At 45.2% G+C, this 12,377-nt stretch carries 11 protein-coding genes and 1 pseudogene; 4 read left to right on the top strand and 8 right to left on the bottom strand.

Annotated features, from left to right (window positions below; translation table 11 throughout):
• Window positions 1–108: 108 nt before the first annotated feature.
• The 3 genes from LEP1GSC052_RS18955 to LEP1GSC052_RS18965 all read right to left on the bottom strand — a co-directional run bounded on the left by LEP1GSC052_RS18955 (window position 109) and on the right by LEP1GSC052_RS18965 (window position 2,266).
• The gene (locus LEP1GSC052_RS18955) at window positions 109–1,068 is read right to left on the bottom strand and encodes an electron transfer flavoprotein subunit alpha/FixB family protein (protein WP_010572686.1); all 960 of its coding nucleotides are present in this window, start codon (window positions 1,066–1,068) and stop codon (window positions 109–111) included.
• Between the two features lie 11 nt (window positions 1,069–1,079).
• The gene (locus LEP1GSC052_RS18960) at window positions 1,080–1,841 is read right to left on the bottom strand and encodes an electron transfer flavoprotein subunit beta/FixA family protein (protein WP_010572685.1); all 762 of its coding nucleotides are present in this window, start codon (window positions 1,839–1,841) and stop codon (window positions 1,080–1,082) included.
• 83 nt (window positions 1,842–1,924) lie between these two features.
• Window positions 1,925–2,266 (bottom strand): LIC10362 family protein, encoded by a 342-nt coding sequence (locus LEP1GSC052_RS18965; RefSeq protein WP_010572684.1) that lies wholly within the window; start codon window positions 2,264–2,266, stop codon window positions 1,925–1,927.
• 58 nt (window positions 2,267–2,324) lie between these two features.
• Between LEP1GSC052_RS18965 and LEP1GSC052_RS18970 the strand changes: the two genes are divergently transcribed.
• A complete protein-coding gene (locus tag LEP1GSC052_RS18970; protein WP_010572683.1) occupies window positions 2,325–3,509 on the top strand; it encodes an acyl-CoA dehydrogenase family protein in 1,185 nt (394 codons plus the stop codon).
• Window positions 3,506–4,201 carry an O-methyltransferase gene (locus tag LEP1GSC052_RS18975; protein ID WP_010572682.1) on the top strand — a complete coding sequence of 232 codons (696 nt, stop codon included), beginning with the start codon at window positions 3,506–3,508 and terminating at the stop codon, window positions 4,199–4,201. The genes LEP1GSC052_RS18970 and LEP1GSC052_RS18975 overlap by 4 nt, the downstream gene beginning before the upstream one ends.
• 120 nt (window positions 4,202–4,321) lie before the next feature.
• On the opposite strand, the gene LEP1GSC052_RS18980 is transcribed toward LEP1GSC052_RS18975, so the two are convergent.
• The 3 genes from LEP1GSC052_RS18980 to LEP1GSC052_RS18990 all read right to left on the bottom strand — a co-directional run bounded on the left by LEP1GSC052_RS18980 (window position 4,322) and on the right by LEP1GSC052_RS18990 (window position 7,805).
• Window positions 4,322–5,647 (bottom strand): adenylate/guanylate cyclase domain-containing protein, encoded by a 1,326-nt coding sequence (locus tag LEP1GSC052_RS18980; protein ID WP_040913718.1) that lies wholly within the window; start codon window positions 5,645–5,647, stop codon window positions 4,322–4,324.
• Between the two features lie 125 nt (window positions 5,648–5,772).
• Complete coding sequence (locus LEP1GSC052_RS18985) at window positions 5,773–7,017, bottom strand: hypothetical protein (protein ID WP_010572680.1); 1,245 nt, start codon at window positions 7,015–7,017, stop codon at window positions 5,773–5,775.
• Window positions 7,018–7,280: 263 nt separating this feature from the next.
• Window positions 7,281–7,805, bottom strand: coding sequence for an LIC10415 family protein (locus tag LEP1GSC052_RS18990; protein ID WP_010572679.1), 525 nt, complete (start codon window positions 7,803–7,805; stop codon window positions 7,281–7,283).
• Here LEP1GSC052_RS18990 and LEP1GSC052_RS21845 point away from each other — a divergent pair.
• Window positions 7,804–8,028 (top strand): annotated as a pseudogene (locus LEP1GSC052_RS21845) (hypothetical protein). The gene LEP1GSC052_RS18990 and the pseudogene LEP1GSC052_RS21845 overlap by 2 nt on opposite strands.
• A gap of 36 nt (window positions 8,029–8,064) precedes the next feature.
• Here LEP1GSC052_RS21845 and LEP1GSC052_RS18995 read toward each other — a convergent pair.
• Entirely contained in the window at window positions 8,065–9,231 is a 1,167-nt protein-coding gene (locus LEP1GSC052_RS18995) for an LptF/LptG family permease (RefSeq protein ID WP_040913719.1), read from the bottom strand.
• 171 nt (window positions 9,232–9,402) lie between these two features.
• Complete coding sequence (locus tag LEP1GSC052_RS19000; protein ID WP_020986811.1) at window positions 9,403–11,721, bottom strand: M48 family metallopeptidase; 2,319 nt, start codon at window positions 11,719–11,721, stop codon at window positions 9,403–9,405.
• Between the two features lie 168 nt (window positions 11,722–11,889).
• Here LEP1GSC052_RS19000 and LEP1GSC052_RS19005 point away from each other — a divergent pair, with 168 nt between their 5' ends.
• Window positions 11,890–12,363 (top strand): HEAT repeat domain-containing protein, encoded by a 474-nt coding sequence (locus tag LEP1GSC052_RS19005; protein ID WP_010572676.1) that lies wholly within the window; start codon window positions 11,890–11,892, stop codon window positions 12,361–12,363.
• Window positions 12,364–12,377: the final 14 nt, after the last annotated feature.

The following is a 12,377-nucleotide window of genomic DNA, read 5'->3' on the forward strand; positions in this document are numbered from 1 at the left end:
AAAGGTTGATTATCCAAGTACTTTTTTGAATAAAAACTCATGCTCAACTCCCTAAATGCCGCCCCATAGGAAGGCATTTATGAGTTTCCGATTCGTTTCGCAGGTTGGTTATCCAAGTACTTTTTTGAACTCTGCAGTTACCGCAGGAACAACCTCGAACAGGTCGCCTACGATACCGTAAGTCGCAACTTTGAAGATCGGTGCGTCTCCGTCTTTGTTGATCGCAACGATATACTTGGAAGATCCCATCCCAGCTAAGTGCTGAATCGCGCCGGAAATTCCGCAAGCGATGTAGCAGTTAGGAGAAACGGTTTTTCCTGTTTGTCCAACTTGGTGAGAATGGGAAATCCAACCAGCATCCACAGCCGCACGAGAAGCTCCGAGAGCCGCTCCGAGTGTGTCCGCAAGTTCTTGAAGGATAGGCCAGTTTTCAGGTCCTTTGATACCGCGTCCGCCGGATACGATGATGGAAGCTTCAGTCAATTGAACTTTAGAACCGCCGCTCAGATCGGTAGAAACGATTTTTACTTTTGCATCGCCCGCAGAAGGAGAAGCAGCTTCCACAGCGCCCGCTCCCGCTTTCTGAGTGATCTCTTGAGAGTTAGGACGAACGGTGAAAACTTGAATCGCGCTTGTAACTTTGAAGTTTGCGTAAGCTTTTCCGGAATAGATCGGCTTTTTCGCTACGACCTTTCCTCCGTCAACGGAGAATCCCACAACGTCCGCGATGATTCCCGCTCCGACCTTAACGGCAACGCGAGGAGAATAATCTTTTCCTTGAGAAGTATGTGGAAGAAGAACTACCACAGGGTTTTGCGCTTTTACGACTTCCGCAACGATTGTGGAATAAGTTTCAGCGTTGTAATCTCCGGAGTTAACGGTTACGATCGTGTCCGCACCGACAGCGGCCAATTCAGGAGCGTGTTTTTCAACTCCGCTACCGATGAGAAGAGCCACAACTTTTCCGCCGATGGAATCAGCGATTTTTCTTCCTGCAGAAGTGATTTCTCTGGAGATTTTTTTAAGTTCTCCGTCTTTCAATTCGCCAACAATTAATACGTTGATCACTTGTGTTCTCCTTATATAACCTTAGCTTCTTCTCTGAGAGCTTTAACGAGTTGAGATGCGAAACCGTTCGCGTCCGCCGCTTCCAGTTTTCTACCTGGAATTCTTGGTGGAGGAGGTTCGAGTCCTACAACTTCGATTTTGCTTGCCGGGCTTCCGAGATCCGCAGCGGATTTCGTTTCAACAGGCTTTTTCTTAGCGGTCATAATTCCTTTGAGAGAAGGATAACGAGGTTCGTTCAGACCTTTTTGTGCAGTAAGAGCGACAGGAGTGGTCGTTTCAACGGTTTGAGTTCCGCCTTCTACTTCTTTCGTAGCTTTTACCGCGGTTCCGTTGATTTCAAGGCTAACCGCGAAAGCAACGTGAGGAATGGAAAGAAGTTCCGCAACTTGAACCACAACTTGGGAAGAATCCGTATCGATGGATTGTCTTCCTCCGATGATTACGTCCGCGCTTTCCGCTTTTGCGAAGTTAGCGATCAGTTCTGCGGTATTGTTCGTGTCGAAAGGAACGTAGTTATCAACTTTGATATGAACTGCGCGGTCTGCGCCCATAGCGTAAGCGGTTCTGAGAGCTTCTACGACTCTGTCGGGTCCGAGGGAAACGGCGATTACTTCGCCACCGTGTTTTTCACGTAGTCTGATCCCTTCCTCGATAGCAAATTCATCATAGGGAGAAATAATCCATTTGATTCCGGCTTCGTTGATGGATTTATCCCCTACTTTAATACTGGTTTCGGTGTCAGGTACCTGTTTCACTAATACGATGATTTTCATTAAATGGGTACTCCAAAAAAATTAGTGCTGTTAAACACAAAAATCTTGTGTCTATGTCGTGCAAACCACTTTTTTAAACAGGTCTAAGCGGCCTCATCCGTGGAGAAGAGATATTTCAACCAGTAATAGGTCCAGATCATAAATCCGATTACGATTAGAACGTTCGCGTCCGTCTTTAGAAAAAATGCAAGTCCCCAGAACAAGGGCAAAAGCATCCAAGCACAAAGAGACAGAAGTAGGAAGGCGGATTCTTTCTGAAAGGGAGAATGGAGCGCCGCCTGAAACCGAGAACGCAAAAAGGACAATCGAAAAGACACGGAATTATTTTCCTTTTGGGCCGCGCTCTTATAAGATAGAATCAAAAAAAGTCCACAAAGGATTGTCAAAATGAGTGCGTAGATCATAAGATAGTTTTTGGAAAACAAAGATTCTCTGTCGAGCTGTTTTAGTCGTGGGGAAGAGGATATTAGAGAAGAGGACAACATGAGAGCTGTGCTTGAAAAACCGAATGATTTATACAACCCGACGGAGAACCATCTCGCTCTTCGGGAAAACGTAGCAAAGTTTGCAAAAGAGAATATGGATGCCCAGGCGAAGGAGCACGACGATCACGAAACCTTTAACCTTCCTCTTTTCCGGAGAATCGGTTCCGAACTCGGGCTTTTCGGAGTAACCGTTCCCGAAGAGGACGGAGGAATGGGAATGGACGCGGTCGCCGCGGTCATCATTCACGAAGAGATGTCGGCATACGATCCCGGCTTTATGCTGTCGTATCTCGCGCACGAGGTATTGTTCGTAAATAATTTCTATCATAGTTCCAACCCGACACAAAGAGCGAAGTATCTTTCGAAAGTGATTTCGGGAGAATGGATCGGAGGAATGGGGATGACCGAACCCGGAGCGGGAACGGACGTGCTCGGAATGAGAACCATCGCCGTAAAGAAAGGCGACAAATACGTGTTAAACGGTTCCAAGCAGTACATCACCAACGGAAACACCGGAAGCGTATTCTTAGTATATGCAAAAATGAGCAAGGACTCGAAGAAGACCACTTCCTTCATCGTAGAAAGTTCCTTTCCCGGTTTTAGCGTGGGCAAAAAAGAAGAGAAGATGGGAATGCGTTCCTCTCCGACCACTCAGCTTATATTCGAAGATTGTGAAGTTCCTGCGGAGAACTTAGTCGGTCAGGAAGACGGGGCTCTCGTTCACATGATGAGAAACCTCGAGATCGAAAGAATCACGTTGGCCGCTCAGTCCTTGGGAATCGCAAAACGTTGTGTGGACGTTATGGCCGATTATACGATCCGCCACAGAGAAGCGTTCGGAAAAAAACTCGCGGACTTCGGACAAATCCAAAGGCTTCTCGCGGAATCATACGCGGATTACCAAGCGGCTCGCGCGTTGGTTTATCATGTCGCAAGCGGAATCAATCCGGACAGTAGAAATTCTTTGGGAGCGGCTTCCGCAAAACTCGTCGCGACTCAGATGGCAGAACGAGTGTCTCGGAACGCGATCCAAGCCCTCGGCGGTTACGGATATTGCAGAGAATATCCCGTGGAAAGACTTCACAGAGACGCGATTCTCCTTTCGATCGGAGGAGGAACGAACGAGGCGATGCAGAAAAACATCGTGGCCGACTTGAAGAAAATCTACGAAGGAACTCCTTGAGTCGAAAGAACGTTCAACTTACGGAAAAGCTGGAAGAATATATCTTTCGGAATTCCGTAAGAGAGCCGGACTCTTTCCGCAAACTCCGGGAAGAGACCGGCAAGATGGCGCAAGCCAACATGCAGATCAGTCCCGAAGAGGGACAATTCCTCGGCATTCTCACCAAACTCAGCAACGCAAAAAGAATCATAGAGATCGGAACCTTTACGGGTTATTCTTCCCTTTGTTTCGCATCGGCGTTGCCGGACGAAGGAAAAATTCTCTGTTGCGATATCAGCGAAGAATGGACCAAGATCGCCCGCAAGTATTGGAAAGAAACCGGACTTGAGTCCAAGATCCGTTTGAAGATCGGATCTGCATTAGAAACTTTGCAAGTTTTGATCGATTCCCAATCGGCTCCGGATTGGGCGCCCGACTTCGCGTTCGGACCCGCTTCGATCGACTTGGTTTTTATGGACGCGGATAAGGAGAATTATCCGAATTATTATCCGCTCGTGATGAAGTTGCTCAAACCGGGCGGACTATTGATTGCGGATAACGTTCTTTGGGACGGAAGTGTGGCCGATGAAACTCACCAAGAACCGTCCACGATCGGAATCCGTAAACTCAACGAAATGATTTATAAGGACGATTCCGTGGATCTCAGTTTGGTTCCGATCGCGGACGGAGTTTCGTTGGTAAGAAAAAAATGAATCTCGTTGATTCAAAAATTCTAAAGTAGAATCGAAGCGTCCGCCGCGTTGTGCGTTGTAGAATCGAGAAACTTGTTCAAAGAGACGTCGCGTCTTTTTCGCTCGATCTTTTTCTTGCAATCAAATCTTATCCAGCTCGTAAACGTCGACCGGTTCTTCCCTGCCTTTGACTTGGATGGAAGAAAGATGTTTGCCGGAAATCGTTTCCTTGATATCGTCATACACCGCTTGTGTGACTAAGAGTTTCGTACCGAATTGTTTATTCAACTGTTCCACCCTGGACGCGAGATTGACCACGTCTCCGATGATCGTATATTCTTTTCTAGTTTCCGAGCCTACGTTACCCGTCATCGCTTCGCCGGTGTGCAATCCGATTCCGATGCTGGTTTCCGGAATTTTACCTTCCTGATTTAAGAATTCGATCTTCTTGAGAATTTCGCCGGAAGCGTCGACCGCGTTCTTTACGTCGTTCGAACCGTCCGAAAGAGGAGCGCCGAACACCGCCATAAAACCGTCCCCGAGAAATTTATTGATCATCCCGTTGTGTTGGTTTACGATATCGATCAAATGGGTGAAGATGTAATTCAGATAATCGATGACTTCTCCGGGCGCTCTTTTTTCCGAGAATCTCGTGAAATTGCGAATGTCTAAAAACATAATACAAACGCTTTTGAACTCGGAAAAGTTTTCGTTCTTTTGTTCGAGAAGTTTGTCCACGACGTCGGGTGAAACATACTGACCGAACATTCCCACGACCTTATTCTTTTCCTGAACCGCGGAGATCGCCGAAATCAGCGAACGTTTTAATTGATGTCCGACCAAACCGGCCGCGACGCCGCTGAACGTAAACAAAACCCCTTTGGAAATAAACGGCGCGAACGAATTGAAGAATTGGACCGGCATAGGAACCGGATTTCTAGGAATATAATAATATGCTAATATGAAAAGTTCCGCGCCCGCTACGAAACCGGTGAACGCGCTCAGCCAGAATTCGAGACGCAAAACCGAAAGAATGATGAACACGAAAAAGATCATAACCGCGGGAGAATACAACGGAATCAAAGGAGAAGCGAAAACTCCTATGTTCAACCAGATCAATAAACCGATCGCGGATATTTCCACGAAAACGTTTCCGAATCTTGCGGCGCCGATGAGATTCTTTTTGTTTCTTAAAAGATACTGAAAGACTTGGTTCACCAGAAATTCGTAAAGTGCGATTCCTACGTTGACTCCGAGAACGGGATAAAAAGGAAAACGAGTTCCGATTTCCTTCGAGATCTTATCGTAAAAAAGCGTGAATACGATTGTCAGTAAAACGGAAGAAAAAGAAAAAAAGAGGAAAAGGATTCTAGTACGAACGATTTCGCTTTTTAGAATTTCGTATGCGAGCGGATCTAAGGTTCGCTTGTTTTGTTTCTCGTTTGATTCTTGAATTGGATTCACAATTTTGACTCCCAATAATTTACCGACCGAACTTTAACGAAGTAACTTCAATCAAAGTCGGGGGTATCATTGGAAGACAGGATCAAATGAAAACTATAAATCCTTGGAACAAACGAAAAAGAATCAAACTAATATTGCAGAGTTTTTTGGGAGAATGATTCCTTTAAAATCGCGCGCGCACGATTCGGTTCCGGATATGTGAAATACGTTTCGCATTCGGTTGTACAAGTTTTATCGATGAGAATCTTCTGTTTTTGAGTGTGGATTTGAGGAAGATTCAAAAGGTTGGAATTGAAGTGAAACAGGATCGCAAACGTAAGAATCAGCCAAAAGTGTTTTTTAATTCTCACATAAGGAAGAAGACAAACATAAATCAGCGAATAAACGAGTAACGTGTTTACTTGATACCGGGAAGAAAACGCCTGATCGATCCCGAAACCGCCCCTCGCGATTACGAGAGAAGCGAAACTCAGAAGCAAAAAGGAAATCATCGCGATCGGAAGAGGAGAAAACTTGCGATAATTCTTATATAGATACGCGATGGCGAGTAACGGAACCGTTCCTAAAATCAGAACGAATTTGGAATTGAATACGCCCGACAAAAGCGCAAGTCCGTAGTAAATTCTACTCAAAAAGAAAAGTTTATCGAACGTAAAAAAAGCGAATTGAGAATGCGCCGGTTTGGAATACGGAAACACGAAGAAATACAACAAGCCCGAAAGAAATCCGAATCCGATCCAGGAAATCAACTTCGTTTTATTCTTCCATAAAAGCGGGATTCCGCTTATAAAAACGAACATTCCGTTTCCCTGACTGAAAACGGCGACGATCGCACAAATGATTCCGAAACCGAAGCTCGCGTAATTCTCCTTGGTCAAAAGATTTAAGGATAAGAATCCGAAAAAGACCGCGGGGTAATTGGATAAGGAAGCCATCGCCCAGGTCTGCGCTTCCCAGTTGGAGAAACTGAAAACGAGAAATAGAATCGGAGGAAGAAGAATCCACTTTCTGCGATCCTCGACGGATAAATACAATACGAGCAAACTTAAGAAAACGAACGCGTTTCCGATCAGGATCAGATGAATAAAATTCACCGTATGAAACAATTGAAAATAGAATAGGGTAACGATTCTTAAAAAGACAAGACGGTGTTCGTTGTGTTGTCCGAATAAAAGGGAAATTTTGGAATCGCTTTGTTTCCATTGATTTAAAAAATCGAGGATCGCGTCGTAATCGTCTCCCAAAGGAAAGTCGACCGATAACTTTCGAATCGTATGGAAATAGTTGTAAACGCAGTAAAGAAAAACGACGGAAGATAAAATTCTAAAAATATGAATCCGATTCTTTTTTAAGAATTTTGCTAGAGAAGTCATGTTATAACTCGGTGTCTTTGAGAACGATTTGGAATAGGGCCATTCGAAACGATCCGAATGTCTATGTCTATTGAATAAAAAACTTTAGGAAGGTCCGCAGGTCGTTGAATTGATCGTTCGGAGATTTGTTTGTCGAAAATCGAAAGGAAGGTCGGCGAGAAGATAAAAAGGTCGCTTAACGTAAAAGTCGGATCTTGGATTCTCGAGAATCGGAATCCGGTTTAAGGAAAAAGGGGAATCGAATTGAAAAAATTCCCCGATTTTTATTCTTTAATCAGTCTCTCGATCGTTCTTTCGGAGAGTTGTTTCATCTGAACGTTTTTACCGGTGATCGCTTCCAAGGATTTGGAAAAATTATCCTGTCCTTTCAACATTCCCACGGAAAAAATATTCTCGGATTCTACTTCTAAGTTACGGATCGCGTCTGTGATTTTGTTTTTCTTTTCCTGAATCTGCTCTTTGAGAACCGCTTGATCGATATCCGGATTTTCCGCAAGTTCCCGAAACAAAGGAGTTTCTCCGAACAGAATGTTGATCAGTTCGCTGTTAGGCGTACTTCCTTCGTTCAGAACTCCGAGTTTCATTTGTTCGCGAGTGAATTCTCCCTGAAGACTGGAAAGGGTTTCCTGAATTTTCAGATAACGAGAGGTGAGTCCCGAAGAAAATTCGGTTTTGTCCAGACTTCCTTGTCCTTCTTGAGTGGATACGTTTCTGCCGCTAACGGAAGACCGTTTATCGCGGATCAGCTTTTCCGCAGAGCTTATCAGATTTGTGAGTGGAACGTCCATGTTCTTTCCTCCTCTTCAGAATTCAGATCCGGAAAGAATACCGACTATGGTGCAAAACTTTAGAAGGGACTTCTTTCGTTGAATACTCTATGTCGCATCAAGGATCTTACTTCTGTAGACAATCTATACTAGATATCGGACGGTACCCGGGAAATAAATGAATTTTTTTTCCGAAATTATAAAAAAAAATCGGCTCGAACTAAAGGTGTTAATAATTTTTTGACCAACGTTGCCGTAGTTCCGACCAAACTCGGGATCTTTAGAGATTCATTTTTCGGAACATCCAAAGACACAGTCCTAGAAAAAGCCCGGGTGTAACCCAAACTCCCAAGAAAGGAGGAATGACTCCGTTTTCTCCCAAGGATTTCCCTGCTGAATTGAATATATAATAGATCAATACGACTCCGATCGTGATTCCGAGTGACGCGACCCCGGCCGTCTTTTTGGTGAAATAACCCGCGATCGTTCCGATCAACGTTACGATGATCGTCATCATTGGAAGCGCGAAAACGGAATGTTTTTCGGTGAGAACGTCCCCGTAAGAAAGTCCTTTCTGAATTCTTCTTTTTTCCTCTTCGCCTAATTGAAAGAGATTCATCTCTTCCACCGAACCTGCGGGAACCTTAAAGTAGGTCGGGTCTTCCGGAAGTTCGTATTCTTTTTCGTCGAAGGATTCCTGAGAACTCAGTTTCAGATCGTTGTCGAAATGCCATTCTTCAACCTTCTTCATTTTCCAAAGTCTGCTTTCGTAATTATACTTCGCTTTCAAAGAAGAGATGACGGTTTCGGGAGATCCGTCCGGTCTGAGTCGGATATAATTGAATCCGCCGTTGATCTCGTCCTTATCGGGATCGTAAAAGTATAAATAATAGAATCCTTCTTTTCCCTTTACGTGGAATTGATACACGCTGTTGGCGAGCGTTCCCATTCCTTCGGTAAGAGTGTCGTGTTCTATCTTCGCCAATTTATTGACGGGTCTTACGATGAACTCCGTCCCGAGAAGCATAACGACCCACATCAGAATTCCGAATAGAATCAAAGGTGTTACGATTCTAAAAAAGGAAACTCCGGCCGCCATCATCGAGACGAGTTCCTTGTTCACCGAAAACTGACCGACGGTAAAACAAATCGAAAACATCAAGGACATCGAAACGACCGTGGTCGATATGATTTTGGGAAGGCTATAGAGTAAAAATAATGCGACATGATAACGAGGCGCTTTGGTCGCGGTGAAGTTTCTCATGTTGTCGTTTACGAGGGAAAGAAGCATGATTCCCGTAAGAAGAACGACGGTTCCGATGAAGATTTTGAAAAATTCTCCGAATAAATACTTGTCCAGAATTTTCGGCGGAACGAATTCTTCCTTCCATTTATGAAAGAAGGATCGAATCGAATTCGGGTTGAGTTGAATCGAAGGTATTTTCATTCTTTTTCGAAATCTCGAACCATTCTCGCAGAGTTCCCGCAAATGACAACACCGTTTGATTTCGACCGAGATGGAATTGAATCCGTTTCGGCCTCCGCTTTGAACGCGACTTTTGACGTCGTTCTTCGAGTTCAAACGCGCGCTTCGGGAAGTTCGTAACGGCGAAAATTCTTATCTAAAAACCGCGAAGCTCGTAAGATACAAGGCGCCGCCGAGAATCGAGGCCGCGACCGCAAATCTAAGAAAACCAGGAATCAATCCGTCCGCGGTTTGAAAGCGATCCCATAGATCCAAACGTTTTTGAAGTTTGCGTTCTTGGCCCGGAGTCATCGTTGGATAATCGGAAACCGCTTTCGACGGCGCGGGCGCGGGTCCCAATTCCGTTTTCGGGTTTTTGATTTTTTCAGCGATTTTGGATTCCGCGATCAATAACTTTTCCAAGCTGATCTGTTTGAGCGCGTAAAGAATTCCGATGGCCTCGTCGATCCAAGAATCGACGACCTCCAACCATTTCTGCATGTTGTCTTCCGTCGCCGGAGTAAATTCGAATTTGCTAAAACCGGAACTCCAATCCTTGAGTTCCAGTTTTTCCAATATCTCGGAATCTAATATTATACTTTCCTTATGTTTATGGATTTCCGCGAGAGCGTTGTAAACCTGATTGCCCGCCGATACGAGACGAAGCAATTCGGCGGAACTTACGTGACGATCGGCGGTGACGACCGCGTATACGTTGTTCAATAAACCTCTGCTGTCCTCCAAGTTGGCTCTTAAATGATCCGCGTAATGGAGAATCTCCAACAAACCCCGCAAATATTCGGGCCAACCTTGACCGATCGTTTCCGCGGCTCTGAGATATGCGGAACGACATTTTTGATCGTGTTCGAAAATTTTGGCGTATGTTTGTTCGCAATCCTGATCCAGTTCTTGGATCACACCGGTCAGTTCCCGTTTTTTCAATTCTCTTCCGCGAAACCGTATGATTCCGTCGGGCGGAGTATAATATCCTTCGTGAAGCGCGGTTAAAAGATTCTTTTCCTTTTCCAAAGAACGGATTCTTTCCAGTTGTTCGGATAAACTCGGAGGATAAAGACTTTCTAATGTTTCTTTCACGTCCCCAATCGGATGTTCGTAATAACGCCTTGGAGATGACGCATAACGTGTAAAGGATCTTCCGAGATACGCTCCTCTGTATTTGCTGTTGAGATATTCCTTTGCATAGAACTTATCCACCGCGTCGAGAATTTCGGGATCCTGTTTGAATTCGGTTCCGAAGGCGGAAAGAATCCGATCCGTAAACTTCTCGCGCAAAGATTCCGCGTCGTCGAAGATCAGCCAGCTGCTTCGATCGTCCAAAACTCCTGGAACGTATCTTTTTTTCGCATTCGCTTCCCGTTCGTGATTGTACGGATGGGTCGCCCACATTCTCGGAGGTTGTGCGATCTCGGAAGTGAAGACGCGATGACGTTCCGGATTCTCCGAAGGAAGTACGGGAACCGAACCGTAATCGGGATTGTTCCAAAGTTTTCGGGAATGATCGATGATTCTGGATTGAATCGGAAAAATATCCTTCGCCGATTTTCCGGATCGAACCTGATCGGAAATAAAACCCTGTGTGGTTTCCCAAGCTTCGTCCGCGGCTTGCAGTTTATGCAACGCGTGGATCAACGCGTCGCTTCCCGTCACGGAAACCGCGACCAAGTCCGCTTGAAATTCCATCTCGCGCGAAAGAGCTCTTTGTGCTAATACGACAATGTTGAAAACGGATTCCAAAGCGGATCTCAAAGACCAGATGATTAAACGAAGAATCCATCCGATCCAAGCGACCCGAATGTCGAAACGCGAAACAGAAAGTAAAAAATTATCCAACGCGTCCCTGCTTCCGATCAGATGAGAAGCGACTTGTTGCGCGATGTACATCCAGTTTCCGACGGCCATACTACGTTGTGCGAAATGTCCGAACTCGTGCGCCAACACGGCTTTCAATTCGCTGATGCTCAAAACGTTTACGAGCGCGAGTCCGATTTCCAAATTCTTTTTGGAAGGAAAGATGAAGTTGAGAACGGAAAGATCGTAGAACACGCAAGCGTTCACCTGAGGAGAAAGAAAAACCCGATGCGGTCTTGGAGCCCCGGTTTCATCCGCCAATCGATGCAGAAAGTGAAACAACTGCGGTTGTGTTTCCTGAGTGATTTCGAACGGATCTCCCAAGTTTCCTTTTTTAACGAAGAATAGGGCCTTGATCATAAAGAGCGCGATCAAACCCGAACCGATTCCCGCCACCCAAGAATAAATTTCCCATCCCGGACCGAAACCGTGCGCGAACAAAGAATAAGAAGCCCAGGCGAACCATCCGCATAAGGCGAGATAAACGAGAATAAAAAGAATCAAACCGAGAACGGTAAACCAAAGATTGCGTTTATGCGCCGGATTTAAACCAGTGAGATCCGATGGTACATGCGCGGGATTAGCGGGGTACAAATGATCCATAACAACTTCCTTGAATTCGAGGATTTTGCGACTGCCCATTCTATCGGTAAAGTAAGAAACGAAAGACACAAAATGAAAAGAACCGGCGGAACCGGCGTAGAGAAGACGAATATTTAGATTGACGCTTCCGTTTCTTTGCGCGAATCTTCCGAAGGAAAGGAGTCACTCATGAAATTTCGTTCTCTTCTCATTCTTGCGCTCGTTGTATCTTTTTCATCCGGCGCTCTTCTTGCGGAAAAATCCACCGAAGAACATATCAAAACTCTTTCTTCCGGTTCCGATTCCGAAAAATACGAATCCGCAGTCGCACTTGGAAAGAATAAGGAAAAGTCCGCAATTCCGGAACTCATCAATCTTCTCAACCGAAACAACGAACCTAAGATCGCAACCGCGGCCGCGATCGCATTGGGAAGAATCGCCGAGCCGGGCGACGCGACCATCGCACTGAAGAACAAAATTATTTCCTCGGAAAACGGGGACATCGTTTACGCTTCTTTGGCGTCTCTTTTGAACATCACGACTAAAAGTGAAAAACTCGAAGATTCCACAAAAGAAGCTTTCGAATACGCGGATAAGAATCGCAGAAGCGACGAGTTCGTTTCCGATTTTCTGGATCTGATCAAAAAGAAATTGAAACTCTGATTTTTTTCTAAGAC

The organism is Leptospira kmetyi serovar Malaysia str. Bejo-Iso9 (assembly GCF_000243735.2).
GTDB lineage: Bacteria > Spirochaetota > Leptospiria > Leptospirales > Leptospiraceae > Leptospira > Leptospira kmetyi.